Annotated in this window: 25 protein-coding genes; 18 read left to right on the top strand and 7 right to left on the bottom strand. The window is 66.8% G+C overall.

Features of this window, described 5'->3' with window-relative positions; all coding sequences use genetic code 11:
- Positions 1-56 precede the first annotated feature (56 nt).
- The 5 genes from ICN82_RS06680 (at position 57) to infB (ending at position 7,770) form a co-directional block, all read left to right on the top strand.
- Positions 57-2,162 (top strand): methyl-accepting chemotaxis protein, encoded by a 2,106-nt coding sequence (locus tag ICN82_RS06680; protein ID WP_193180987.1) that lies wholly within the window; start codon positions 57-59, stop codon positions 2,160-2,162.
- 174 nt (positions 2,163-2,336) lie between these two features.
- Positions 2,337-2,948, top strand: coding sequence for a ribosome maturation factor RimP (gene rimP / locus ICN82_RS06675; RefSeq protein WP_193180985.1), 612 nt, complete (start codon positions 2,337-2,339; stop codon positions 2,946-2,948).
- 6 nt (positions 2,949-2,954) lie between these two features.
- A complete protein-coding gene (nusA, locus tag ICN82_RS06670; protein ID WP_193180983.1) occupies positions 2,955-4,580 on the top strand; it encodes a transcription termination factor NusA in 1,626 nt (541 codons plus the stop codon).
- A gap of 23 nt (positions 4,581-4,603) precedes the next feature.
- Positions 4,604-5,227, top strand: a complete 624-nt coding sequence (locus tag ICN82_RS06665) for an RNA-binding protein (RefSeq protein ID WP_193180981.1) — start codon at positions 4,604-4,606, stop codon at positions 5,225-5,227.
- A gap of 8 nt (positions 5,228-5,235) precedes the next feature.
- Positions 5,236-7,770, top strand: a complete 2,535-nt coding sequence (gene infB, locus ICN82_RS06660) for a translation initiation factor IF-2 (RefSeq protein WP_193180978.1) — start codon at positions 5,236-5,238, stop codon at positions 7,768-7,770.
- 173 nt (positions 7,771-7,943) lie between these two features.
- Here the strand turns inward: infB and ICN82_RS21475 are convergent, their stop codons facing one another.
- From ICN82_RS21475 to ICN82_RS06645, 4 genes are all read right to left on the bottom strand, one after another.
- Positions 7,944-8,066, bottom strand: coding sequence for a hypothetical protein (locus ICN82_RS21475; RefSeq protein WP_269142378.1), 123 nt, complete (start codon positions 8,064-8,066; stop codon positions 7,944-7,946).
- A 262-nt stretch (positions 8,067-8,328) separates the two neighbouring features.
- Complete coding sequence (gene mutT / locus ICN82_RS06655; protein ID WP_193180976.1) at positions 8,329-8,727, bottom strand: 8-oxo-dGTP diphosphatase MutT; 399 nt, start codon at positions 8,725-8,727, stop codon at positions 8,329-8,331.
- On the bottom strand, positions 8,724-10,046 hold the full coding sequence (gene argJ, locus ICN82_RS06650; protein WP_193180974.1) for a bifunctional glutamate N-acetyltransferase/amino-acid acetyltransferase ArgJ: 1,323 nt from the start codon (positions 10,044-10,046) through the stop codon (positions 8,724-8,726). The genes mutT and argJ overlap by 4 nt, the downstream gene beginning before the upstream one ends.
- A 7-nt stretch (positions 10,047-10,053) precedes the next feature.
- Positions 10,054-10,914 (bottom strand): peptidylprolyl isomerase, encoded by an 861-nt coding sequence (locus ICN82_RS06645; RefSeq protein WP_193180971.1) that lies wholly within the window; start codon positions 10,912-10,914, stop codon positions 10,054-10,056.
- Positions 10,915-11,097: 183 nt separating this feature from the next.
- Between ICN82_RS06645 and secA the strand changes: the two genes are divergently transcribed.
- The 4 genes from secA (at position 11,098) to ICN82_RS06625 (ending at position 15,203) form a co-directional block, all read left to right on the top strand.
- Positions 11,098-13,812 carry a preprotein translocase subunit SecA gene (secA, locus tag ICN82_RS06640; RefSeq protein WP_193180969.1) on the top strand — a complete coding sequence of 905 codons (2,715 nt, stop codon included), beginning with the start codon at positions 11,098-11,100 and terminating at the stop codon, positions 13,810-13,812.
- Positions 13,791-14,387: a hypothetical protein gene (locus tag ICN82_RS06635; RefSeq protein WP_193180958.1), complete on the top strand. Its 597-nt coding sequence runs from the start codon at positions 13,791-13,793 to the stop codon at positions 14,385-14,387. Before secA ends, ICN82_RS06635 begins: the two co-directional genes overlap by 22 nt.
- Before the next feature lie 116 nt (positions 14,388-14,503).
- Positions 14,504-15,022: a CBS domain-containing protein gene (locus ICN82_RS06630; RefSeq protein WP_193180956.1), complete on the top strand. Its 519-nt coding sequence runs from the start codon at positions 14,504-14,506 to the stop codon at positions 15,020-15,022.
- 1 nt (position 15,023) lies between these two features.
- Entirely contained in the window at positions 15,024-15,203 is a 180-nt protein-coding gene (locus ICN82_RS06625; protein ID WP_193180954.1) for a hypothetical protein, read from the top strand.
- Positions 15,204-15,243: 40 nt separating this feature from the next.
- On the opposite strand, the gene nqrM is transcribed toward ICN82_RS06625, so the two are convergent.
- Together nqrM and ICN82_RS06615 are read right to left on the bottom strand one after the other, a co-directional pair.
- On the bottom strand, positions 15,244-15,495 hold the full coding sequence (gene nqrM / locus ICN82_RS06620; RefSeq protein WP_193180952.1) for a (Na+)-NQR maturation NqrM: 252 nt from the start codon (positions 15,493-15,495) through the stop codon (positions 15,244-15,246).
- 13 nt (positions 15,496-15,508) lie between these two features.
- Positions 15,509-16,537: an FAD:protein FMN transferase gene (locus ICN82_RS06615; protein WP_193180950.1), complete on the bottom strand. Its 1,029-nt coding sequence runs from the start codon at positions 16,535-16,537 to the stop codon at positions 15,509-15,511.
- Positions 16,538-16,809: 272 nt separating this feature from the next.
- Between ICN82_RS06615 and ICN82_RS06610 the strand changes: the two genes are divergently transcribed.
- The 9 genes from ICN82_RS06610 (at position 16,810) to ICN82_RS06570 (ending at position 25,686) form a co-directional block, all read left to right on the top strand.
- Entirely contained in the window at positions 16,810-18,159 is a 1,350-nt protein-coding gene (locus tag ICN82_RS06610) for a Na(+)-translocating NADH-quinone reductase subunit A (RefSeq protein WP_193180949.1), read from the top strand.
- A gap of 5 nt (positions 18,160-18,164) precedes the next feature.
- Positions 18,165-19,373, top strand: a complete 1,209-nt coding sequence (locus ICN82_RS06605; protein WP_193180947.1) for an NADH:ubiquinone reductase (Na(+)-transporting) subunit B — start codon at positions 18,165-18,167, stop codon at positions 19,371-19,373.
- Positions 19,366-20,196: a Na(+)-translocating NADH-quinone reductase subunit C gene (locus ICN82_RS06600; protein WP_193180945.1), complete on the top strand. Its 831-nt coding sequence runs from the start codon at positions 19,366-19,368 to the stop codon at positions 20,194-20,196. The genes ICN82_RS06605 and ICN82_RS06600 overlap by 8 nt, the downstream gene beginning before the upstream one ends.
- Positions 20,196-20,849, top strand: coding sequence for an NADH:ubiquinone reductase (Na(+)-transporting) subunit D (locus tag ICN82_RS06595; protein WP_193180943.1), 654 nt, complete (start codon positions 20,196-20,198; stop codon positions 20,847-20,849). Before ICN82_RS06600 ends, ICN82_RS06595 begins: the two co-directional genes overlap by 1 nt.
- A gap of 1 nt (position 20,850) precedes the next feature.
- Entirely contained in the window at positions 20,851-21,459 is a 609-nt protein-coding gene (gene nqrE / locus ICN82_RS06590) for an NADH:ubiquinone reductase (Na(+)-transporting) subunit E (protein WP_193180941.1), read from the top strand.
- 15 nt (positions 21,460-21,474) lie between these two features.
- A complete protein-coding gene (nqrF, locus tag ICN82_RS06585; RefSeq protein WP_193180939.1) occupies positions 21,475-22,695 on the top strand; it encodes an NADH:ubiquinone reductase (Na(+)-transporting) subunit F in 1,221 nt (406 codons plus the stop codon).
- Between the two features lie 153 nt (positions 22,696-22,848).
- Positions 22,849-23,772: an ABC transporter ATP-binding protein gene (locus ICN82_RS06580; protein WP_193180936.1), complete on the top strand. Its 924-nt coding sequence runs from the start codon at positions 22,849-22,851 to the stop codon at positions 23,770-23,772.
- Positions 23,769-24,530 carry an ABC transporter permease gene (locus ICN82_RS06575; protein ID WP_193180935.1) on the top strand — a complete coding sequence of 254 codons (762 nt, stop codon included), beginning with the start codon at positions 23,769-23,771 and terminating at the stop codon, positions 24,528-24,530. The genes ICN82_RS06580 and ICN82_RS06575 overlap by 4 nt, the downstream gene beginning before the upstream one ends.
- Before the next feature lie 79 nt (positions 24,531-24,609).
- Positions 24,610-25,686: a PLP-dependent cysteine synthase family protein gene (locus ICN82_RS06570; RefSeq protein ID WP_193180933.1), complete on the top strand. Its 1,077-nt coding sequence runs from the start codon at positions 24,610-24,612 to the stop codon at positions 25,684-25,686.
- A gap of 10 nt (positions 25,687-25,696) precedes the next feature.
- Here ICN82_RS06570 and ICN82_RS06565 read toward each other — a convergent pair whose 3' ends face one another.
- Positions 25,697-26,074 (bottom strand): YigZ family protein, encoded by a 378-nt coding sequence (locus tag ICN82_RS06565; RefSeq protein WP_193180931.1) that lies wholly within the window; start codon positions 26,072-26,074, stop codon positions 25,697-25,699.
- Positions 26,075-26,150 lie beyond the last annotated feature (76 nt).

Raw genomic sequence — 26,150 nt, 5'->3', positions numbered from 1 at the left:
ACCTTTACTTCTTGTGGCCCATACAGCTCCCGTCAGTCATTTCGGAGAGCTTCCCCATGAAGACGGCTTTCGGGTTGCGCATCGGCGGCCGGATCTATGCAATCGTCCTTGTCGTGCTTCTGGCCGTCGGGGCCCTTGCGGCGACCATGTACACGCTGGCGGAACGCAATACCCTGCGCATGCGGGAGGCGCATCTGCGCGACGTGGTCGATGCGGCGATCTTCAGCCTCGAGGCGGTGCAGTACCGCGTCGAGGCGGGCGAAATTTCGCCCGAGGCGGCCCTCGTGGAGGGCGAGCGCGTGCTCAATGCGATGCGCTATGACGGCGACGGGTATTTCTTCGCGCTCGATCACGATGCGGTCGTGACCGCCCATGGCAGCAACCCGGCTCTCGTGGGCACCGACCAGAGCGGTTTCGAGGATCCGGAGGGAATCAAGGTCTTCCTGGAATTCATCGACCTCGCCGCGCAGGGCGGCGGGACGCTGGACTACAGTTTCGCGCGCTTCGGCGATGACGGCTCCGCCGAGATGGTCCCCAAGCTCGGCTTCGTGCGTCCCTTCGAACCCTGGGGCTGGATCGTCGGCACCGGGACCTATCTGGAGGATCTGCACGCCCAGATGGCGGTGCTGCGCAATATCGGCATGGCCGTGGGCCTGGCGGGAATGGTGATCCTGGGCGTGGTGATCGTGGCGATCGCGCGCAGCGTGACGCGGCCGCTGGCAAGCCTGAACGCGCGCATGGCCACCCTGTCTGCCGGGGATCTGGAGGCCGATATCCCCTGTCTGAGCTCCCGCGACGAATTCGGCGAAATGGCGCGCGCGGTGCAGGGGTTCCGCGACGGGCTGAGGGAAAATGCGCGGCTCTCCGCGGAAGTGGAGGCCCGGCACAAGGCGGAGGTCGCCGCGGAGGCGCAGCGCCTCGAAGCCGAGCAGGAGAAGAAACGGGCCGAGCAGGAAAGAGAGCGCGAGGCCGAGCAGGCGCGCCGCGATGCACAGGCCAGGGAGGAGGCGCTGCGCGCCGAAAGCGTGGAGAAGGCCGATCGCGAACGGCGCGAGACCCTGGCGCGGCAGGAGCAGGTGGTCTCCATTCTTGCAGATGCCTTGCGCACCCTGGCCGCGGGCGACCTGGGCGCGCGGATCGATCAGGAATTCGACGGCGCCTACGAGGAGCTGCGCAACGATTTCAACAGCACGGTCGACACGCTGGAGGAGGTCATCGCGGGGATCTCGGAATCTTCGGGCCATATCGTGGAGAAGGGCGAGGCGATCACCAGCTCGGCGGAGGATGTGGCCAAGCGCACCGAACAGGCGGCCGCTACCCTGGAGGAGACCGCCGCCGCCCTCGAACAGCTCACCTCATCCGTCGCGCTGGCGGCGAAGGGGGCCAAGGATGCGGACCGGATCGTCGTGGATGCCCGCGGCACGGCCGAGCAATCCGGGGAGGTCGTGCGCCAGGCCGTGGAGGCGATGGGCGCGATCGAACAGAGTTCGGACAAGATTTCCAAGATCATCCACGTGATCGACGACATCGCCTTCCAGACCAATCTTCTGGCCCTCAATGCCGGGGTGGAGGCGGCGCGCGCGGGCGAGGCCGGGCGCGGCTTTGCCGTCGTCGCCTCGGAGGTGCGGGCGCTGGCACAGCGATCCTCCGATGCCGCGCGGGAGATCAACGCGCTGATCTCGGAAAGCGGGGAGCAGGTCAATCGCGGCGTGTCCCTTGTCGGCGAGGCGGGCGAGACGCTGCGCCGGATCGCGGCCTCCGTCTCCGAGATTTCCAGCCATGTCTCGGACATTGCCCGTTCCGCCGGCGAGCAATCCGTCGGCCTGGGCGAGATCAATACCTCGGTCTCGCATCTCGACAACACCACGCAGGCGAATACCGCATTGTTTCAGGACACGCTCTCGGCCAGCCAGAGCCTGACCCGCGAAGCGGTGAATCTGGGCAACGCCGTGGCGCAGTTCCGGCTGAGCCCGGGCCGCGCGGCGGCGCTGGCGCGGCTTGCCCCGGCAGGACCATCCGAGGAGATGGCCGCATCTCCCGGATCGTCCCCTGTCCCGGCGGAACGGCCCGCGCGCCGCGCGTCTGCCGGGGGCGGTCCGGCCGCAGCGGCGGCGCCCCCTGCGGCGTCGCCCGTCGATGACGGGGGCTGGGAAGATTTCTGAGCCCCGGGCGAAGAACCGGGCCCGGCGGAGAATCAGCTTGCATGCCGCCGCCGAACACCGTAATAGCAGCGCCAGCGGCGCGCTGCTCCCTTCGCGGGGAAGGTGCTCCACCGAAACACGCAACGGGCCGCTGGCCCGTTTTTTTGTGCGTTCCGAAACTCCTGGAGTCCTTCCGTGTCAGACCTGATCGCGAAAGCCCCCATCGACCGCCGCATGGCGGAGATCGTCGAGCCGGTGATTGCCGATCTCGGCTACGAGCTTGTCCGCATCCGGCTGATGGGCGGCAAGACCCATACGCTGCAGATCATGGCCGACCGCCCCGATGGCGGGATCGAGGTCGACGATTGCGCGAAGATTTCCACGGCCGTCTCCGCGGCGCTCGATGTCGAGGATCCGCTGGAGGAAGCCTATACGCTGGAAGTCTCCAGCCCCGGGATCGACCGGCCGCTGACGCGGCTGAAGGATTTCGATATCTGGGCGGGCTACGAGGCCAAGATCGAGACGACCGAACTGATCGACGGCCGCCGCCGGTTCCGCGGCGAGCTGGCCGGGGTCGAGGATGGCGAGGTCCTGCTGACGCTGCCGCCGCAGGGCGCGGGCCAGGAGCCGGTCACGATCGGGCTGCAATTCGATTGGCTCAGCGATGCCAAGCTGGTGCTGACCGACGAGCTGATCACCGAGATGCTGCGCCAGCGCAAGGCGGCGGGCGTCATCAACGAGAACGAATTCGACGAGATCGTCACCGACACCGCCGAGGATCCGGCGGCCGCGAGCGAGAAGGACTGACATCCCATGGCGATTACCGCAGCGAACCAGCTGGAGCTTCTGCAGACGGCCGAGGCCGTGGCCCGCGAGAAGATGATCGATCCCGACCTGGTGATCGAGGCCATGGAGGAAAGCCTCGCGCGCGCGGCCAAGTCCCGCTATGGCGCGGAGATGGACATTCGCGTGGCGATCGACCGGCGCACCGGCGTGGCGACCTTCACCCGCGTGCGCACCGTGGTCGAGGACGAGGCGCTGGAAAACTACCAGGCCGAGCTGACCGTCGCCCAGGCGAAGCAGTACAAGGCCGATCCCGAGATCGGCGACGAGATCGTCGACGAGGTCCCGCCGGTGGAACTGGGCCGCATCGCCGCGCAATCGGCCAAGCAGGTCATCCTGCAGAAGGTGCGCGAGGCGGAACGCGACCGCCAGTATGACGAATTCAAGGATCGCGCGGGCACGATCATCAACGGGACCGTGCGCCGCGAGGAATACGGCAATATCATCGTCGATATCGGCCGGGGCGAAGCCGTCCTGCGCCGCAACGAGAAGATCGGCCGCGAAAGCTATCGCCCCGGCGACCGCATCCGCGTGTTCATCAAGGACGTGCGCCGCGAACCGCGCGGCCCGCAGATCTTCCTCAGCCGCACCGCGCCGGAATTCATGGCCGAGCTGTTCAAGATGGAAGTGCCGGAGATCTATGACGGCATCATCGAGATCAAGGCCGTGGCCCGCGACCCGGGCAGCCGCGCCAAGATCGCCGTGATCTCCTATGACGGCTCGATCGACCCGGTCGGCGCCTGCGTCGGCATGCGCGGCAGCCGCGTGCAGGCGGTGGTCAACGAGCTTCAGGGCGAGAAGATCGACATCATCCCGTGGAACGAGGACCAGCCGACCTTCCTGGTCAATGCGCTGCAGCCGGCCGAAGTGTCGAAGGTGGTGCTGGACGAGGAAGCCGAACGCATCGAGGTCGTCGTGCCGGATGACCAGCTGAGCCTGGCCATCGGGCGGCGCGGCCAGAACGTGCGCCTGGCCAGCCAGCTGACCGGGCTGGATATCGACATCATGACCGAGAGCCAGGAGAGCGAGCGGCGCCAGGCGGAATTCGCCCAGCGGACGCAGCTGTTCATGGATACGCTGGATGTCGACGAATTCTTCGCCCAGCTGCTGGTCTCGGAAGGCTTCACCAATCTCGAAGAGGTCGCCTATGTCGATCTCGACGAATTGCTGGTGATCGACGGGGTCGACGAGAGCACGGCCGACGAGCTTCAGGCGCGCGCCCGCGACCATATCGAGGAACAGAACCGCAAGGCGCTGGAAAACGCCCGCAGCCTCGGTGTCGAGGACAGCCTGGTTGACTTTGACGGCCTGACACCCCAGATGATCGAGGCGCTGGCCAAGGATGGCGTGAAGTCGCTGGAAGACTTCGCGACCTGCGCCGACTGGGAGCTGGCCGGCGGCTGGACCACGGTCGAAGGCAAGCGCGTGAAGGATGACGGGCTTCTGGAGCCCTTCGATGTCAGCCTCGAGGAAGCCCAGGCCCTGGTGATGAATGCCCGCGTGCAGCTGGGCTGGGTTGATCCGGCCGAGCTGGAAGCTGAGGCCGAGTCCGAGGCGGACGCCGATCTTGGTGACGAGGCGGAGGACGAGGCCTGACGGTCGGCCCGGAGGCAGAAGCCATGAGCCGGGGCGGGGCCAGGAAGGACACGGACGAACCCGAGCGCCGCTGCCTGGCGACGGGGGAGACCGGACCGAAAGGCGGCCTGATCCGCTTTGTCGTCGGTCCGGGAGATATCGCGGTGCCCGATCTGGCGGAGAAGCTGCCGGGTCGCGGGATGTGGGTCTCTGCCGATCGTGCCGCGCTGGACCTGGCGGTGAAGAAGAAACTCTTCAGCCGCGCGGCCAAGCGGCAGGTGCGCCCGCCAGAAGACCTCGTCCGCCTGGTCGAGGACGGGCTGGCCGACCGGCTGGTCAAGCTGATTGCCCTGGCCCGCAAGGCGGGTGGGGCGGTCGCGGGATATGAAAAGGTCAAGGCCTGGCTGGAAACCGGCGAGGCCGTGCTGCTCTTGCAGGCCAGCGACGGGTCTGAGCGCGGCAAGACCAAGCTCCGGCCGCCCGGCGGCCCGGAGACACTGATTACCGTGCTTTCGGGCACGGAACTTGGCCTGGCGTTTGGCCGGGAAAATGTCGTGCACGGTGCGCTTGCCGCTGGTGGACTCGCCCACCGTGTTGTAGAGGAAGCGTCACGTTTGGCGGGCCTGCGCCCGCGTGACGAGGGCAATTCGGCCCTCGGGAAGGATTGATCGGCTTTATGAGCGATAGCGACGGTAAGAAAACTCTGGGTGTCCGCGGCGGCGGCGGTTCGCGTTCTGGTCAGGTGAAGCAGAGCTTCTCCCATGGCCGGACCAAGAATGTCGTGGTCGAAACCAAGCGCAAGCGCGTTGTGGTCCCGAAACCCGGGGGAACGAAGTCCGGTGGCGGTGCCGCTGGCGGCGACCCGTCCCGACGTCCTGCCGGGATTTCCGATGCGGAAATGGAACGCCGCCTGCGCGCGCTTCAGGCCGCCAAGGCCCGCGAGGCCGATGATGCGCGCGAGCGCGCCGAGGAAGAGAAGCGTCGTGCCGATGAGCGCGAGCGTCGGCGTGCCGAGATCGAGGCCAAGGAGCGCGAGGAGCGCGAGCGCGAAGAGGCGCTGAAGGCCAAGGCGGAAGAGGACGAGCGCAAGAAGCGCGAGGCCGAGGACGCCGCGAAGAAGGCCCGCGAGGATGCGGCCGCCAGCAGGCGTGCCGAGCGCAGCGCGGCGTCCGACCCCGCGCCTGCCGCCGCCGACCCCCGGGCCGAGCGTGCCACGCCCACCAAATCCGGCGTGCCGACCCCGCGCAAGACGCAGGGCGACCGCAACGATCGCGATGCGGCGGGCAAGAAGCGCGGCCGCGACGACAACCGCCGTTCCGGCAAGCTGACGGTCAACCAGGCCCTGAATGGCGGCGGCGAGAACCGCGGCCGGTCGCTGGCCGCGATGCGCCGGAAGCAGGAGCGCGAGCGCCGCAAGTCCTCGGGCTCGGGCGAGAGCCGCGAGAAGATCGTGCGCGATGTGCAGCTGCCCGAGACCATCGTCGTGCAGGAGCTGGCCAACCGCATGGCCGAACGCGTGGCCGATGTCGTCAAGACCCTGATGCAGAACGGCATCATGGCGACGCAGAACCAGTCGATCGACGCGGATACGGCCGAACTGATCATCGAGGAATTCGGACACAAGGTCGTCCGCGTCTCGGATTCGGATGTCGAGGACGTCATCCACACGATCGACGACAAGGAAGAAGACCTGAAGCCGCGTGCGCCGGTCGTGACCATCATGGGCCATGTCGACCACGGCAAGACCTCGCTTCTGGACGCGATCCGCAACGCCAAGGTCGTGGCGGGCGAGGCCGGCGGCATCACCCAGCATATCGGCGCCTACCAGGTGACGACGGATGGCGGCCAGCTGATCACCTTCCTCGACACGCCCGGTCACGCGGCCTTCACCTCCATGCGGGCCCGCGGCGCGCAGGTGACGGATATCGTCGTGCTGGTGGTGGCGGCGGATGACGCGGTCATGCCGCAGACGGTCGAGGCCATCGCCCATGCCAAGGCGGCGGGCGTGCCGATGATCGTCGCGATCAACAAGGTCGACAAGCCCGAGGCCGATCCGATGAAGGTGCGCACCGCGCTGCTTCAGCACGAGGTCGTCGTCGAGGCCATGTCGGGCGAGGTGCAGGATGTCGAGGTGTCGGCGAAGACCGGCAAGGGCCTGGACGAGCTCCTGGACGCGATCGCGCTGCAATCGGAGATCCTGGAACTGAAGGCGAATCCCGACCGCAGCGCCAATGGCGCCGTGATCGAGGCCCAGCTGGATGTCGGCCGCGGCCCGGTGGCCACGGTTCTGGTGCAGAACGGCACGCTGAAGCAGGGCGACATCTTCGTCGTCGGCGAACAGTGGGGCAAGGTGCGCGCGCTGATCAACGACAAGGGCGAGCGCGTCAAGGAAGCCGGACCGTCGCAGCCGGTCGAGGTTCTGGGCCTGAACGGCACGCCCGAGGCGGGCGATGTGCTGAACGTGGTCGAGACCGAGGCCCAGGCCCGCGAGATCGCGGATTACCGCGAGCAGGCGGCCAAGGACAAGCGCGCGGCTGCCGGTGCGGCGACCACGCTGGAACAGCTCATGGCGAAGGCCAAGGCGGATGAGAACGTCGCCGAGCTTCCGATCCTGATGAAGGCCGATGTGCAGGGCTCTGCCGAGGCGATCGTCCAGGCGATGGAGAAGATCGGCAATGACGAGGTCCGCGTGCGGGTTCTGCATTCGGGTGTCGGCGCCATCACCGAATCCGATATCGGTCTGGCGGAGGCATCCGGCGCGCCGGTCTTCGGCTTCAACGTGCGGGCCAATGCACCGGCCCGCAACGCGGCCAACCAGAAGGGCGTGGAGATCCGGTATTACTCGGTGATCTACGACCTCGTGGATGACGTGAAGGCGGCGGCCTCGGGCCTGCTGTCCAACGAGATCCGCGAGAAGTTCATCGGCTATGCCGAGATCCGCCAGGTCTTCAAGGTCACGGGCATCGGCAAGGTCGCCGGCTGTCTGGTCACGGAAGGCATCGCCCGCCGCTCTGCCGGTGTGCGCCTCCTGCGCGACAACGTGGTGATCCACGAGGGCACGCTGAAAACGCTGAAGCGCTTCAAGGACGAGGTTCCCGAAGTGCAGTCCGGCCAGGAATGCGGCATGGCCTTCGAGGCTTATGACGACATTCGCGAGGGCGACGTGATCGAGATCTTCGAGCGCGAGGAAGTCACGCGGACCCTGGCCTGAGCCGGTCACGCAACGTCAATCGGAACGGGCGCCTTCGGGCGCCCGTTGTCGTTTCGCGGGGCGCGGCGGCATCCGGGCGATCGTCGCGGAGCAGGGGCCTGAAAAGCAGAAGGACCGGGCGGTGTCCCGCCCGGCCCCTCCGGTACGTGGTCTGAAAACAGTGTGGCTGGTGGTCAGACCGGAGTGCCTTCGAAGGTGCGCGGTCCCACGCGCACGATGATGCGGCCATTCGACAGGGTCTTGACGAAGGTGCCCTGGACGGAAATGTGGCTGCCGACGGTGATGGTCTTGAGCATGGCTGGGTTCCCCGGTGTGGTGTGGTGTGGAGCTTTCCTGAACAACATATGTAATTAAGCTTCGTTAGGAATTCACTAACAAAAGTGTCATGCCAGGGTCATATTCGCTCAATTCAGCGGCAAACAGGGTACAAATGTTGTGCTTTTGCCGGGATTGGTCCGCGCGTATTAACCAATCTTGCGCGGACCCCCTTGATTTTGCAGTTGCAGCATGACTGCGGGCGCTAACATCCGCGAATCACTGGCAGATCTCCGCCCGCGGTCAGAGCCAGTCGCGGATCACCGGGATCAGGGGCAGGTCGGCCTCGGGCATCTCCAGGTCGCGCAGGGCCGCCGGGCGCACCCATTTCATCGCCTGCCCCTCGCGCCCTGTCGGGGTGCCCGTCCAGCGGCGGCAGACGAAGGTCGGCATCAGCAGATGGAAGCTGTCATAGCCATGGCTGGCAAAGGTCAGCGGCGCCAGGCAGGAGGCCTGGGTGTCGATGCCCAGCTCTTCCTGCAGTTCCCGGATCAGGGCGGCTTCGGGGGTTTCCCCGGGCTCGACCTTGCCGCCCGGGAATTCCCACAGCCCCGCCATCGCCTTGCCCTCGGGGCGCTGCGTGACCAGCACGCGCCCGTCGGCATCGACCAGGACGACGGCGGAGACGAGGACCAGTTTCAAGACCGGTAATCCGCGTTGATCGAGATGTAGCGGTGGGTCAGGTCGCAGGTCCAGACGGTCGAGGCGCCGTTGCCCAGGCCCAGATCGGTGGTCACCACCAGTTCGGCCTGTTTCATGTAGGCGGCGCCCGCCTCCTCGGTATAGTCCGGGGCGACCCAGCCCTTCTCGGCCACCAGGATGTCGCCGAAACGGATCGACAGAAGGTCGCGATCGGCCTTGGCGCCGGATTTGCCGACGGCCATGACGATGCGGCCCCAGTTGGGGTCCTCGCCGGCCACCGCGGTCTTGACCAGCGGCGAATTGGCGATGGCCAGTGCCACCTTGCGGGCATCCGCGTCGCTGTCGGCGCCGGTCACCCGGACTTCCAGCAGCTTGGTCGCGCCCTCGCCGTCGCGCACCACCTGCAGCGCCAGGTCGGTCATCACCGCGCCGAGCGCCGCCTCGAAGGCCGCCTCATCCGCCTGCGTGACCTCTGCCCCCCGGCCGGTTGCACCGACCAGCAGCGTGTCCGAGGTGGAGGTGTCGCTGTCCACCGTGATGCTGTTGAAGCTGCGGTCGGTCAGGCGGCGCAGCATCGACGCGAGGGCGGGCTGGGCAATCTTCGCATCGGTGAAGATGTAGACCAGCATCGTGCCCATGTCCGGCGCGATCATCCCCGAGCCCTTGGCGAAGCCTGCCACGGTCACCGTGCCGCCCGCCAGCTCGGCCGTCTCCACGGCCCCCTTGGGGAAGGTGTCGGTGGTCATGATCGCCCGCGCCGCGCCGGGCCAGCCGCCGGGAGCGAGCCCCGCGGCCAGCGTGCCGAGCGCGTCGATGATGCGTTCATGCGGCAGCGGCTGGCCGATCACCCCGGTGGAGGAGGTGAAGATCCGCGATTGCGGCAGGTCCAGGGCGGCGGCGGCGGCGGCAGTCACCGCCTCGACGGATTCGACCCCGCGCCCGCCGGTGAAGGCATTGGAATTGCCGGCATTGACCAGGAAGGCCGCCCCGGCTTCGGGATCGGCCCCGGCGGCCAGCTTGGCCTCGCAGTCCAGAACCGGCGCGGAGCGGGTGGTGGAACGGGTTGTCACCCCCGCCACCACCGAGCCCGGCGCCAGACGGGCCAGCATCACGTCCGGACGGCCGCGGTACTTGATCCCGGCCGCCACGGAAGAGAGGTCCAGCCCCGCGATGGGGGGCAGGGACGGGAAGCCGCCTGCCGGAGCAAGCGGCGAGACCAGCGGCACGGCAGGGGTGGCGGCCCGTTCGGCCGCCCTGCGCGCGGCAAGCCTCTCGCGCGCAATGGCGTTCATGTCGCGCCGCATCTTCGGCATGCTCATCTGAGGATCACTCGGTGAGGAAGGATGGGTCGGACATGAAGCTGGCATCGACATCCTTCGAGCTCTTGCGCTCGACGGAGCCCGCATCGGTCAGCTCGGCGATGCGCGCGTCGATGGCCTGGCGCTGCAGCGTCTGGGTCAGCTCGTCGCGGACATCGTCCAGAGACGGCGCATCGGCCATCCGGGTCTCCTCCAGCTTGATGATGTGCCAGCCGAACTGGGTCTGGACCGGACCGGCCAGTTCGCCGGGTTCCATCGCCACCACGGCCTGTTCGAATTCGGGCACCATCATGCCGGTCCCGAACCAGCCCAGGTCGCCGCCCGCATGGCCCGAGGGATCCAGCGATTTCTGCGCCTCGGTGGCGAAATCGCCGCCATTGTTCAGGGTGTCGAGGATTTCCTGCGCCTCTTCCTCGGTTTCCACCAGGATATGCGCGGCATGGTATTCGCGGCCCGGTTCGGCATCGGCGAACTGTTCGTCATAGGCCGCCTGCAGCGCCTCGTCGGTGACGGCGGTTTCGGCCAGGTCCTGCAGCGCGAAGCTGGATTTCAGCGTGCGTTCCTCGTTGGCCAGGTCGGCATCGATCATCGCCGGGCGGGTTTCCAGCGTCTCGGCCAGAAGCTGCTGGTTGATCATCTGCTCCAGGAGCGAGTCGAAGAGCTGTTCGTCGGGCATCTGCTGCAGCTGCTGGGGCAGCCGGGTGCGCATCAGCATGACCTGGCCCGCGGTGATCTCGGTGCCGTTCACCGTCGCCACGACGGTGTCGAATTCCGCTGCCGGGAGCGCAGGCGTCTCCTGCGCTGCGACAGCGGAGGCAAATCCGATGGCGGCGGCGGTTGTCAGGAGAAAGCGGGAGTTGAGCTTCACGGTGCGTTCCTTCCAGGATTGTGCGCGTCCGGCGGCGTTGACACTCTCAGACCTGCCCCTTACATCGCTGGAGACCCAGACGACGGGGCTGCATCTGACCGCTTCATAGGATGTGCCGCCGGGGGCGGCAAGGCGCCGCCGTTCAAGAACGGGTCAGGACGCGCAAGCGAAGCGGAGAGACACGTGCTGGGCATTGGAACGATTGCGAAGAAGGTCTTCGGGACCCCGAACGACCGGAAAGTCAAGGCAACCCGTCCTCTCGTGGCCAGGATCAACGCGCTGGAGCCCGATTTCGAGAAGCTCGACGATGGCGGGCTGATCGCGAAGACCGGCGAGTTCAAGGACCGCCTCGCCAAGGGCGAGAGCCTGGACGCGCTGCTGCCCGAGGCCTTCGCCAATTGCCGCGAGGCGGCGCGCCGCGCGCTGGGGCTGCGGGCCTTCGACACCCAGCTGATGGGCGGGATCTTCCTGCATCAGGGCAATATCGCCGAGATGAAGACCGGCGAGGGCAAGACGCTCGTGGCGACCTTCCCGGCCTATCTGAACGCGCTGACCGGCAAGCCCGTGCATATCGTGACGGTCAACGATTATCTCGCCCGCCGCGACGCGGAATGGATGTCCAAGGTTTACGGCGCGCTGGGGCTGAGCACCGGCGTCGTCTACCCGCAGCAGCCCGAGCCCGAGAAGAAAGAGGCCTATGCGGCCGACATCACCTACGCGACCAATAACGAGCTGGGCTTCGACTATCTGCGCGACAACATGAAATCCTCGCTGGAGCAGATGGCGCAGCGCGGGCATTACTTCGCCATCGTCGACGAGGTGGATTCCATCCTGATCGACGAGGCGCGCACGCCGCTGATCATCTCGGGCCCGGCGCAGGACCGCTCGGAACTCTACCGCACCGTGGATGCCTTCATCCCCGAGCTGACGGCCGAGCATTACACGCTGGACGAGAAACAGCGCAACGTGACCTTCACCGAGGAAGGCAACGAGTTCATCGAGCAGCGCCTGCAGGGCGCCGGACTTCTGCCCGAGGGGCAGACCCTGTATGACCCGGAATCCACCACGCTGGTGCATCACGTCACCCAGGGGCTGAAGGCGCATGTGCTGTTCACCCGCGACAAGGATTACATCGTCCGCGATGGGCAGGTGGTCCTGATCGACGAATTCACCGGCCGGATGATGGCCGGGCGGCGCCTGTCGGACGGGCTGCACCAGGCGATCGAGGCCAAGGAAGACGTGGCCATCCAGCCCGAGAACACGACGCTGGCCTCCGTCACCTTCCAGAACTATTTCCGGCTTTACGACCGGCTGTCGGGCATGACCGGCACCGCCGCGACCGAGGCCGACGAATTCGACGAGATCTACAAGCTGGGCGTGGTCGCGGTGCCGACCAACCGGCCCATCGCGCGGATCGACGACCATGACCAGGTGTTCCGCACCAACCGCGAGAAATACGCGGCCATCGTCGAGGAGATCCGCAAGGCCCATGAAAAGGGCCAGCCGGTTCTGGTGGGCACGACCTCGATCGAGAAATCCGAGCTGCTCAGCCAGCTCCTGGGATCCGAGGGCATCCAGCACAACGTCCTGAACGCGCGCCAGCACGAGCAGGAGGCCCAGATCGTGGCCGATGCCGGCAAGCTGGGCGCAGTGACCATCGCCACGAACATGGCCGGGCGCGGGACCGACATCAAGCTGGGCGGCAATGTCGAGTTCAAGATCATGGAGGCCATCGAGGCCGATCCCGAGACCCATCCCGACGAGATCCGCGCGCGGATCGAGGAAGGCCACAAGGCCGACGAAGAGGCGGTGAAGGCGGCCGGCGGGCTGTTCGTCCTGGCGACGGAACGCCATGAGAGCCGCCGGATCGACAACCAGCTGCGCGGCCGCTCGGGCCGTCAGGGCGACCCGGGCCGGTCCTCCTTCTTCCTGTCGCTGGAAGACGACCTGATGCGGATCTTCGGCGGCGACCGGCTGGACAAGATGCTGCAGCGGCTGGGCATGAAGGAGGGCGAGGCCATCGTCCACCCGATGGTCAACAAGTCGCTGGAACGCGCCCAGGCCAAGGTCGAGGCGCGCAACTTCGACATCCGCAAGCAGTTGCTGAAATTCGACGACGTGATGAACGACCAGCGCAAGGTGATCTTCAGCCAGCGCCGCGACATCATGGAGACGCAGGACGTGTCCGAGATCACCCGCGACATGCGCCATGACGTGGTCGAGGATCTGGTCGATACCTACATCCCGCCCAAGACCTATCACGACCAGTGGGACGGCGAGGGGCTCTATGCCGCCGCCATCGAGAAGCTGGGCGTCGATGCGCCGGTCATGGCCTGGGTCGAGGAGGACGGCGTCGATGCCGAGGTGATCCGCGAGCGGCTGGAGAAGGCCTCGGACGAGCTGATGGCGAAGAAGGCCGCCGATTTCGGCCCCGACCAGATGCGCAACATCGAGAAGCAGGTGCTGCTGCAGACGATCGACGCGAAATGGCGCGAGCATCTGCTGACGCTGGATCACCTGCGCTCGGTGGTGGGCTTCCGCGGCTATGCGCAGCGCGACCCGCTCAACGAGTACAAGAACGAGGCCTTCCAGCTGTTCGAGCATCTGCTGGACAGCCTGCGCGCCGAGGTCACGGCCAAGCTGGGCCAGGTGCGTCCGCTGAGCCAGGAGGAGCAGCAGGCGATGCTGCGCCAGTTCCTCGCCCAGCAGGGGGTCAGGGCGCCCGAGCAGCAGGAGCCGAAGGCAGAGGATGCCGACGGCGCCGATGAACCTGCCCGGGCGGCGGTGCCCGGCTTCGACGAGAACGATCCGGCCAGCTGGGGCAATCCCGGCCGCAACGACCTGTGCCCCTGCGGCTCCGGCAAGAAGTTCAAGCATTGCCACGGCAGCCTGGCCTGATCCGGGCCGCGCTTGCGCTCGTGCTGGGCGCTGCGGCGGGGCCCGTTGCGGCCCTGTCCTGCGCGCCGATGACGGAACTGGCCGCGGCGGAGGGCGTGATCGATCTGCACCTCCGGTTCGAATGCGCGCCCTATGCCACGGTCGACCTGTCCTACGGACCGCTGCGCCTGACCGAGGAGACCGGGGCGCAGGGGGCGGTGCATCTGCGCCTTCCGGTGCTGCCGGCCTCCGCCGGGCTCAGCGCGACGCTGGCGGGCGAGACCTGGGAGATCGAGCTGCCCGAGGGGGCGGCCCCCGGCGGGTTCCTGTGGATCGATGCGGGAGACAGCCAGCCCGGGCTGCTGCCGGTCGCGGGTTTCCCGGTGCCCGGCCGGATCCTGCCGGAACTGGCGCTGTTCGGAACCTCGCCTGCGCCCGGCCATCTGGACTGGCCGGTGACCGCCGGGAATTGCGGGCAGGCGCTGCGGGCCAGGGTGCTGCGCGACGGCTGGCCGGCGCCGCGGCTGATCGAGGCGCGGCTGCCCGGTTGCGACCTGGCCGGGACCCGGCTTCGCCTGCCCTTGCCGGCCGGCTGAGCCGTCGCCCGCTTTTCGCGCTAGGCGTCTGATCGGAATGGGCTTAGGCTTGGTCTGACGGGGCGTGCTTCGCGGAAGAGGAGCCGTCACGCCCCCAGCCACAGGAGGAGACAGGAATGGCCCCGAAATCCTATCAAGGCGTGCTGGCCCATGCGGAGGAGCCGCGGACCTACTCGCAGACGCCGGAATCGAATCTGGCGCAGGATGTGATCACGGTCGCGGATCTGCTGCGGGAGAAAGGCGGCATCGTCTACACGATCGCCCCGGGCGAAACCGTCCGCAGCGCGGTGCATGAACTGCGCGCCCGCCGCATCGGCGTCGTGCTGGTCATGGAGGAGGACGGCATCGTCGGCATCCTGTCGGAACGCGACGTGGTGCGCAGGATCGACGAGGCGGGGGATGCGGGGCTCGATACCCCCGTGTCCGCGCTGATGACCCCCAACCCCCAGACCTGCAATCCGTCGACGCCGCTTCTGGCCGTGCTGCGGCGGATGACCGACGGGCGGTTCCGGCATCTTCCGGTGGTGGAGGACGGGCAGCTTGTCGGGCTGGTCTCGATCGGCGATGTGGTCAAGGCGCGGCTGCGGCAGTTGGAATACGAGGCGCTGCGCATGAAACAGATGATCGTGGGGTAGAATGACGCTGACACCGCTCTGGGCGACGGGACTTCTTCTGGTGATGGTCTTCTGCGGCCGCCAGTTCCGCGAGAACTGGAAGGCGCAGGAGAGCGGCTGGGTGCGGCGCGCCTGGAGCTGGGGCCTGCCTGCGGCGGCGGCCTTCGCGGTCCTGGCCTTCGCGCCGTTCACCGGCGGCTGAGCGGGCGCGGGGCAGGGGGCGTCCGCGCCCCCCGGCGGGGTCAGCGGGGATCGGCGGCGATCTCGGCTTCCATGCGGTCCCGCATGGCCTGCGCGCGCTTGCATTGCAGCTTGTCGCGCAGCGGGCTGTCGGGATCGACATCCTTCTGGCAGACCACGCATTTGTCGGCACCGGAAATGGCGTTGAGCCCGCCGCAGCTGCCCTTGATGGTCTTGCCCATCAACAGCACGCCGAGGCTCATGCCCAGCACGACGAGCAGGAGGAAGGCGAAGGCGAAGGCAAAGGTTGCCATGATAGTCTCCTAGCTACTTCTCTTCCATCTGGGCCAGCAGGGCGTCGAAGGAAGGGCTTGTCTCGGTCACGAATGCGCCATCGCGGCGGGTGATGAACATGACCGGGATGTCCTCGGCGCGCGCCAGGGGCATCGCGGCCTCTTCTCCCATGGCAAGCAGGGCGGTGGCAAGCCCGTCCGCGGCCATCGCCGTCTCTGCCAGCACCGTGACCGAGGCGGTGGCATGGGTGACGGGCCGCCCGGTGGTCGGGTCGAGGATATGGCTGTAGCGGATGCCGTCCTGTTCGAAATAGTTTCGGTAATCCCCGGATGTGGCCATGCCGTAGCCCGAGACCGGGATCACGGTCTGCACGGTGCGGCTGGCGGCATCGGGGCGTTCGATGCCGATCGACCAGGGCCGGTCCTCGGGGTTCTGCCCCGCCGCCACCAGATCGCCGCCGATCTCGACGAGATAGCGGGTCGCCCCGGCCGCGGCGATGGCATCGCCGACGGCGTCGATCCCCTGGCCCTTGGCGATGGCGCCGAGATTGACCGACACGCCGGGGCGGGTCTTGCGCAGGCGGTCGCCCTCCAGGACCAGCTTGTCTGCCTGTCCCACATCCTCCATCGCGGCGGCGATCTCGGCCTCGCCGGGCACCGGGTCCTCGGGACGGCGCGGGCCGAAGCCCCACAGGTCGATCAGGGGGGCCAGGGTCACGTCGAACATGCCCCCCGAAAGGGCATTGATGCGCGCGGATTCCGCCACCACCGCGCGCAGCACCGGCGAGACCGTCACCGGCTCGGTGGAGGCCGAGGCGCTGAAGGCCGACACTTCCGAGCCGGGATCCCAGTTGTTCACATGTGACAGAAGCCCGGCCAGCGACGCATCGGCGATCTCGCGCAGCCTGTCCTCGTCCATCCCCTCCGGCGGATCGACGACCGTGACATGGTAGGTCGTGCCCATCGTGCTGCCTTCGATGCGCAGCGGTTCCGCGCGGCTTTCGGGCCAGCAGGCGGAGAGGGCGAGAAGAGAGGAAAGCAGCAGCGTGACGCGCATCGGCATGGGTCCCGGTCCAGATCTGGCGCGGGTGTTTCATCCGCGTCCTGCGCTGTCAATCGCGCAGGACCGGTGCGGATCGGCGGATATTCTCCATTTTTGGGCTGCACTTCCCGTCCGGGACCGTTAAAGGGGGGTGCATAAATGCGCCGGGCCATTCCTTGGGGATTGCACGGCACATTGCCACATTCCGGTTCCTGCCGGCATTGCCTACGGAGGTGCGCAATGCCGCAAGTGCAGTCACCGTTCACAGCCGCACCTAGGACGCTTCGAGCTAGATGACCCATCACGCCCTGAAGAAAGGTCTCGACCTGCCGATCGAAGGCGCGCCCGCGCCGGCGATCGAGGCCGCGGCCTCGCCTGTCTCTGTCGCCCTCCTCGGAGGCGATTATGTCGGGCTCAAGCCCCGCATGTTCGTCCAGGAGGGGGATACGGTCCGTCGCGGGACCGCCCTTTTCTGCCACAAGGACAGTCCCGAAGTCGTGTTCACCGCGCCCGCCACGGGCCGGATCCGCGCCATCAACCGCGGCGCCCGCCGCGTGTTGCAGAGCGTGGTGATCGATATCGACGATGCCGATGATACGGGCATGGATTTCCATGCCGCCGATCCCGCCACGCAGAGCGCCGAGCAGATCGCGGCCAAGCTGCTGGATTCCGGTCTGTGGACCGCGTTCCGCACCCGGCCCTATTCCAAGGTTCCGGCAGGCACCGACCGCCCGGCCGCGATCTACGTGACCGCGATGGAATCCGACCCGCTCGCCCCCGATGCGAAGCTGGTCCTGGACGGCGCCGCGGAGGCTTTCGACAAGGGCCTGATGGCGGTGTCGAAACTGTCCGCGGGCAAGACCTACCTGTGCCAGCGCCAGGGCGAGACCCTGTCCGGCGGCACCGTGCCCGGGGTGGAGATCCACACCTTCGAGGGGCCGCATCCGGCGGGCCTGCCCGGCACGCACATGCATTTCATCGAGCCGCCCCATTCCGGCAAGACTGTCTGGCATATCGGCTATCAGGACGTGCTGGCCATCGGCCGGCTGTTCGAGACGGGCTTCGTCGATCCGGTGCGCGTCATCACCGTTGCGGGGCCGCGCGCGGCCCATCCGCGCCATGTCCGCACCATGATGGGCGCCGACATGGCAACGCTGACCGCGAGGCAGATCTCCGGCGACGCGCCGGTCAGGGTGATCTCGGGATCGGTGCTCAGCGGCTTTGCCGCAGACGGGCCCTTCGGTTTCCTGGGGCGCTATCACCGGCAGGTGACGCTGATTACCGAGGATGCCGCGCAGGAAGTGCTGGGCTGGATCAGCCCGCAGCCGGGCAAGTTCTCGGTCCAGCCGGTGCTGGCCTCCTCCTTCCTTGGCAGCAAGCTCTATGCGCTGACCTCCAATCTCAATGGCGGCCGCCGCGCGATGGTGCCGACCGGCGTGTTCGAGACGCTGATGCCGCAGGATTACCTGCCCACGCAGCTGCTGCGCGCGCTTCTGGTCGGCGATACCGACACCGCGCAGGCGCTGGGGGCGCTGGAGCTGGACGAGGAAGACCTCGCGCTGTGCACCTTTGCCTGCCCGGCCAAGTATGAATACGGGATGGCTCTGCGCACGAGCCTGGCCCGCATCGAGAAGGAGGGCTGATACCCATGGGCGCCCGCAAATTCTTCGACCGGATCGAGCCGAACTTCACCAAGGGCGGCAAGTGGGAGAAATGGTTCCCCGTCTACGAGATGGTGGAAAGCTTCCTCTATACCCCCAAGACGGTCACGACCGCCGCGCCGCATGCGCGCAGCTTCATCGACATGAAGCGGATCATGACCTATGTCGTGATCGCGACCATTCCCACCATCCTCGTCGGCCTGTGGAATACCGGCTACCAGGCCAACAGCGCCATTGCCGCGCTGGGGCAGACCGATCCCGAAGGCTGGCGCCAGGTGATCCTGGCCAGTCTCGGCATCGGGTTCAACCCACTGAATCCCATTGCGAATTTCCTGCACGGGTTCATGTATTTCCTGCCGATCTACATCGTCACCCTGGTGGTGGGCGGTTTCTGGGAAGTGCTGTTCGCCACGATCCGCCGCCACGAGGTCAACGAGGGCTTCCTCGTCACCTCGATGCTCTACGTGCTGATCATGCCGGCCACGGCGCCGCTGTGGCAGGTCGCGCTCGGCATCTCCTTCGGCGTGGTCATCGGCAAGGAAGTCTTCGGCGGGACCGGCAAGAACTTCCTCAACCCCGCGCTGGTGGGCCGGGCCTTCCTGTATTTCGCCTATCCCGCCTCGATGTCGGGTGACGCGGTCTGGGTGCCGGTCGACGGCTTCTCGGGGGCGACGGCGCTGTCCGTGGCAGCCTCCGACGGGATGCAGGCGCTGGCGGCGGAAGGCGTCACCTGGTGGGGCGCGTTCCTCGGCACGATCCAGGGCTGCCTGGGCGAGACCTCGGCGCTGGCCTGCTTCATCGGGCTTGCCTTCCTTCTTGCCACCCGCATCGCCAACTGGCGGCTGGTCGTCGGCTGCCTGGGCGGCATGATCGGCCTTTCGCTGATCTTCAACCTGGTGGGCTCGGCCGACAACCCGATGTTCGCCATGCCCTGGTACTGGCATCTGGTCATCGGCGGCTATGCCTTCGGCCTGGCCTTCATGGTGACCGAACCCGTCTCGGCCTCGCATACCAATCTCGGCCGCTACATCTACGGCGCGCTGATCGGGGTGATGGTCGTGATGATCCGCGTCATCAACCCGGCCTTCCCCGAGGGCATGATGCTCGCCATCCTCTTCGCCAATATCTTCGCGCCGCTGATCGACTATTTCGTCGCGCGCGCCAACATCGCCCGGAGGGTCAAGCGCAATGCCTGAGACCAGGAAAGGCTTCCTCGGCTGGTGGCAGAACACGCCCGCCGATTCCACCGCAAAGACGCTGTTCGTCGCGATCTCGCTCTGTCTGTTCTGCTCGATGGTCGTGGCCGCGGCCGCCGTGGCCCTGCGCCCGGTGCAGGAGGCGAACCAGGTGCTGGACAAGCGCCGCAACATCCTGCAGGTCGCCGGCCTCTATGAAGAGGGCATGGACATCAATGCCGTCTTCAGCTCGGCCTTCGAGCCGAAGATCGTCGATCTGGAGACCGCCGAATACGTGGAGGAGGTGCCCAACGAAGCGGGCGAGCCCTTCACCGTGGCCGATTACGACGATGTCGCCGCGACCTCGGACATGAACCTGTCCTCGGAACTCGACGAGGATCCGGCCGGGCTGGGGCGCCAGGCGCGCTACCAGATGGTCTACCTGCTGAAGGATGACAGCGGCGCGCTTGACAAAGTCGTGTTGCCGATTTCCGGCTATGGCCTGTGGTCGACCCTTTACGGTTTCATCACCCTGGAGGAAGATACCAACACGGTCTTCGGCCTCCAGTTCTACCAGCAGGCGGAAACCCCCGGCCTCGGCGCCGAGGTGGACAACCCGCGCTGGAAGGCGCTGTGGAACGACAAGAAGCTGCGTGACGACGAGGGCGACCTGCGGATCAACGTGTCCAAGGGCAGCCCGCAGGGCGAGGCCGCGGACTACCATATCGACGCCCTGGCCGGGGCAACGCTGACCTCGCGCGGCGTGGACAACCTGGTCCGGTTCTGGATGGGCGATGCGGGCTTCGCACCCTATCTCGAGAAGCTGAAGAACGGAGACCTGTGATGGCGCAGACCAACAAATCACTGCTTGTCGATCCGCTCGTCGACAACAACCCGATCACGCTGCAGGTGCTGGGGATCTGCTCGGCCCTGGCCGTGACCTCCTCGCTGCAGGTGGCCTTCGTCATGGCGCTGGCCGTGACCGCGGTGACCGGGTTTTCCTCGATGTTCATCTCGACCCTGCGGAACCACATTCCCAGCTCGATCCGGATCATCGTGCAGATGATCATCATCGCCTCGCTGGTGATCGTGGTCGACCAGGTGCTGAAGGCCTTCGCCTACGAGATCTCCAAGACCCTGTCGGTCTTCGTCGGGCTGATCATCACCAACTGCATCGTGATGGGCCGCGCGGAAGCCTTCGCCATGAAGAACCCGCCGATCGCCTCCTTCATCGACGGGGTCGGCAACGGCTTCGGCTACGGGCTGATCCTGATGATGGTCGGCGTCGTGCGCGAACTCTTCGGCTCGGGCTCGCTCTTCGGCATCACGATCCTGCCGACCGTCAACAACGGCGGCTGGTACGTCCCGAACGGCCTGCTGCTGCTGCCGCCTTCGGCCTTCTTCGTCATCGGCCTGCTGATCTGGGGCTTCCGCACCTGGAAACCGGCACAGGTCGAGGCGCGCGAATACAAGATCCAGACCGTGGAGGCCCACTGACATGGAAGGGCTCGTTTCCCTCGCCTTCAAGGCGATCTTCGTCGAAAACCTGGCGCTGGCCTTCTTCCTGGGCATGTGCACCTTCCTCGCCGTGTCCAAGAAGATCGGCACGGCGATCGGCCTGGGCATCTCGGTGATCGTGGTCCAGTCGATCACCGTCCCGGCGAACAACCTGATCCTGCAGCACCTGCTGGCCCCCGGCGCGCTGGCCTGGGCCGGGTTCCCGGATATCGACCTGACCTTCCTCGGGCTCATCTCCTATATCGGGGTGATCGCGGCGATGGTGCAGATCCTCGAGATGACGCTCGATAAGTACTTCCCGCCGCTCTACAACGCGCTGGGGATCTTCCTGCCGCTGATCACGGTGAACTGCGCCATCCTCGGCGGGTCGCTGTTCATGGTCGAACGCGACTACAATTTCGCCGAGGCGACCACCTACGGCATCTCCTCGGGCATCGGCTGGGCACTGGCGATCACCGCCATGGCGGGCGTGCGCGAGAAACTGAAATATTCCGACATTCCGGACGGGCTTCAGGGCCTCGGCATCACCTTCATCACTGCGGGTCTGATGGCGATGGGCTTCATGTCCTTCTCGGGCGTCAACCTGTAAGGGAGGACGGAACAGATGAGCACTTTCATTCTCGGCGTCTGCCTGTTCACCGTCATCGTCCTCGCGCTGGTGACGATCATTCTCAGCGCCCGGTCGCGGCTGGTCTCCTCGGGCAATGTCAACATCGAGATCAACGGCGAGAAGACCATCTCGGTCCCGGCAGGCGGCAAGCTGCTGCAGACCCTGGCCGAAGCCAAGCTGTTCGTGCCCTCCGCCTGCGGCGGCGGCGGCACCTGCGCGCAGTGCCGGGTCAAGGTCCTGGAAGGCGGCGGGTCCATCCTGCCCACCGAAGAGACCCACATCACCCGGCGCGAGGCGGCCGAATGCGACCGCCTGTCCTGCCAGGTCTCGGTCAAGCAGGACATGAAGATCGAAGTCCCCGAGGAGGTCTTCGGCGTCAAGAAATGGCGCTGCAAGGTCCGCTCCAACGACAACGTGGCGACCTTCATCAAGGAACTGGTGCTGGAACTGCCCGAAGGCGAGAACGTGAATTTCCGCGCCGGGGGCTATATCCAGATCGAGTGCCCGCCCTACGACATCTCCTATGACCAGTTCGACGTGGATCCGAAATTCCGCGGCGACTGGGACAAGTTCAACCTGTGGCAGTACCGCTCCAAGGTGGACGAACCGGTGGAGCGCGCCTATTCGATGGCGAACTACCCCGAGGAGAAGGGCATCATCATGCTCAATGTCCGCATCGCCAGCCCGCCCCCGGGCTCGACCGGCATCCCCGCGGGCAAGATGTCGTCCTACATCTTCAACCTCAAGCCCGGCGACGAGGTCACCATTTCCGGTCCGTTCGGCGAATTCTTCGCCCGCGACACCAAGAAGGAAATGATCTTCGTCGGCGGCGGCGCGGGCATGGCGCCGATGCGCTCGCACATCTTCGACCAGCTCAAGCGCATCGGCACCGACCGCAAGGTCAGCTTCTGGTACGGCGCCCGGTCGAAGCGCGAGATGTTCTATGTCGAGGATTTCGACGGCCTGGCCGCCGAGAACCCGAATTTCGAATGGCACGTGGCGCTGTCCGACGCGACGCCCGAGGACGAGTGGACCGGCTATACCGGGTTCATCCACAATGTCCTGTTCGAGGAATACCTCAAGAACCACCCGGCGCCCGAGGATTGCGAATACTACATGTGCGGCCCGCCGATCATGAACAAGTCGGTGATCAACATGCTGCTGGATCTGGGCGTCGACCGCGACGACATCATGCTGGATGATTTCGGCGGCTGAGCCCGTCGCCCGAGCCTTCGCCAGGGGCCCCTCCGGGGGCCCCTTCGCGTTTCGGCCCCGCCCTGCGGCCCCGCACACCCCCCTGTGCAGGCCCCCCGGCGATGTTGGCTTTCCCGGTCCCGGCCACTAGGGTCCGCGGCGAAGGAGCCCGACATGCCGATCGTTTCCGTCCAGGACGTCACCAAGACCTACGCCTCCGGCTTCCAGGCGCTCAAGGGCGTCAACCTGGAGATCGACGAGGGAGAGATCCTCGCGCTGCTGGGGCCCAACGGCGCGGGCAAGACCACGCTGATTTCCTCGATCTGCGGCATCACGCGGCCCAGTTCCGGGCGCATCCTGGTGGGCGGCCACGATGTCGTCACCCAGTACCGCCAGGCGCGGCGGCTGATCGGGCTGGTCCCGCAGGAGCTGAACCTGGAACCCTTCGCGCCGGTGGGGCCGGGGGTCGCCTTCTCGCGCGGGCTGTTCGGGCTGCGGCGCGATCCGGCGCGGGTGGAGGCGGTGCTGCGCCAGCTGTCGCTGTGGGAAAAGCGCAATGCCCGGATGCGCGAACTTTCGGGGGGCATGAAACGCCGCGTGCTGATCGCCAAGGCGCTGGCGCATGAACCCCGCGTTCTGTTTCTCGACGAGCCGACGGCGGGGGTCGATGTCGAGCTGCGCCGCGACATGTGGAAGGTCGTCGCCGAGCTGAAGCGCCAGGGCGTCACCATCATCCTGACGACCCATTACATCGAGGAGGCCGAGGCCATCGCCGACCGCATCGGTGTGATCGCCGACGGGCAGATCCTGCTGGTCGAGGAAAAGGCGCAGCTGATGGCGCGGATGGGGCGCAAGAACCTGAGCGTCCATCTGCGCGAGCCCGTCGCCGCGATCCCCGCGGCGCTGGCGGGCTATGAGCTGGAGCTGTGCAATGGCGGCCGGACGCTGATCTATTCCTATGACACCAAGTCCGACGGCACCGGCATCACCCGGCTGCTATCCGACCTTCAGGCGGCCGGCTTGTCGCTGCGCGACCTGGAGACCCGGCAGTCGAGCCTGGAGGACATCTTCGTCGACCTCGTGAAGGAGCGGCCATGAGCCCGACCGCAATCTGGACCATGTACCTCTTCGAGATGAAGAGGTTCTTCCGCTCGCTCGTGCAGAGCCTGATCTCGCCGGTGATTTCCACATCGTTGTATTTCGTGGTCTTCGGCGCCGCGATCGGCCGCAACATCCAGGAAATGGACGGCATCCCCTACGGCGCCTTCATCGTGCCGGGGCTGGTCATGCTGTCGGTGATGACCCAGGCGGTGTCCAATGGCAGCTTCGGCATCTACTTCCCGAAATTCATGGGCACGGTCTATGAACAGCTTTCCGCGCCGGTCAGCTTCCTGGAAATCGTCATCGCCTATGCCGGGGCGGCGGCCTCCAAGGCGCTGCTGATCGGGGTGATGATCCTGGCGACCTCGACCTTCTTCGTCGATCTGCACATCCAGCACCCGCTGATGGCGGCGGCCTTCCTGGTGCTGACCTGCATCAGCTTCTCGCTGATGGGGTTCATCATCGGCATCTGGGCGGAGAGCTTCGAGCAGCTGCAGCTGGTGCCGCTGCTGATCATCACGCCGCTGGTCTTCCTCGGCGGCAGCTTCTACTCCGTCTCGATGCTGCCGGGCGTGTGGCACACGATCAGCCTGTTCAACCCGGTGGTCTACCTGGTCTCGGGCTTCCGCTGGGCCTTTTTCGGCACGGCCGAAGTGCCCGTGGGGCTGAGCCTGCTGGCCATCGCCGCCTTCACCGGACTGTGCCTTCTGGTGATCTGGCGGATCTTCCAGACCGGCTGGCGCATCCGGCAATAGCCGGGACGGCCGCGAAACGGGCTGGTCAGGGCGGGGCTTCGGTGCTTGGATCAGGCGCGATGCGACAGGAGGGATACGCATGGGCATTCGCCAGACGACCGGCAGGGGACGCCGCTATGACAGCGTCCTCGATGCGGTGGGGGACACGCCGGTCATCCGGATCAACCGGATCGCGCCGGAGGGCGTGACCGTCTACGTGAAATTCGAGGCGTTCAATCCCGGCGGGTCGGTCAAGGACCGCCTGGCGCTGAACATCATCGAGGCGGCCGAGCGCGACGGCCGGCTGAAACCCGGGCAGACCGTGGTGGAGGCGACCTCGGGCAATACCGGCATCGGGCTGGCCATGGTCTGCGCCGCCAAGGGGTATCCGCTGGTCGTGACCATGGCCGAAAGCTTCTCGGTGGAGCGGCGGCGGCTGATGCGGTTCCTCGGGGCGAAGGTGGTGCTGACCCCCAAGGGGCTGAAGGGCTACGGCATGTATGCCAAGGCGCGCGAACTGGCCGAGGCGAATGGATGGTTCCTGGCCTCGCAATTCGAGACGGCGGACAATGCCGATATCCACGCCGCGACCACCGCGCGCGAGATCCTGGCGGATTTCGAGGGCGAGAGGCTGGATTACGTCGTCACCGGCTATGGCACCGGCGGCACGGTCGCGGGGGTGGGCCGCGTGCTGCGCCGCGAACGGCCGCAGACGCGGATCGTGCTGTCGGAACCCGAGACTGCCGCGCTGATCGGATCGGGGCAGGTGAATGCCCGCAACGCGGCGCATCAGCCGATGGAGGGCCATTCCGCCTTCTCGCCGCATCCGATCCAGGGCTGGACGCCGGATTTCATTCCCTGGGTGCTGCAGGAGGCGATCGACGGCAAGTATTACGACAGCCTGCTGCCGGTCTCGGGGGCCGACGGCATCGCCTGGTCGCGGCGTCTGGCGGGGGAGGAGGGGATCTTCACCGGCATTTCGGGCGGGGCGACCTTCGCGGCGGCGGTGAAGGCCGCGGCCGATGCGCCGGAAGGGTCGGTGATGCTGGTCATGCTGCCCGATACCGGCGAACGCTATCTTTCCACGCCGCTTTTCGAGGGGATCGCCGAGGCGATGAGCGAGGAGGAGCAGGCGATCTCGGCCTCCACCCCCTACGGGCAGATCGCCGCGGACTGACGCGGCGCGTTCAGGGGGCGGCGCGGTCGCCGTCCCCGGGCCCCAGCGCCTCGAGATAGGTGCGCACCGCGGTCTGGACGTGGCGGAAACGGTCGCCGCCCAGGTGCTTGCCCCCGTACCAGCGCGTCACGACCACGATGTGATCGCGCAGGTCCTCGCGCTCCAGCATGCGCAGGATCACCATGCCGGCACCGGATTCGCCGTCATCGTTCTTCACCGGCCCGTCCGCCCCGATGAAGCCCCAGCTGCTATGCGTGGCCTTGGCGAATTTCTTCTTCCGTCTCAGCGCGGCGAGGAAGGCGCGCGCCTCGTCCTCGCTGTGGCAGGGACCGCCCGAGACCGCGTATTTCGACCCCCGGTCGGTCAGTATGTTGTCCAGAACCAGCATTCCTCCGGCCTAGCCGCGCACCGGCTGCGGGGCAAGGCCGGGAAGATTGCGCCGCGCCGCACCGAAGTGGTTGCCC

The organism is Mangrovicoccus algicola (genome assembly GCF_014903745.1).
Lineage (GTDB): Bacteria > Pseudomonadota > Alphaproteobacteria > Rhodobacterales > Rhodobacteraceae > Mangrovicoccus > Mangrovicoccus algicola.
The sequence above is the reverse complement of the archived record's forward strand: the minus strand, read 5'-3'. Positions and strand labels throughout refer to the sequence as shown.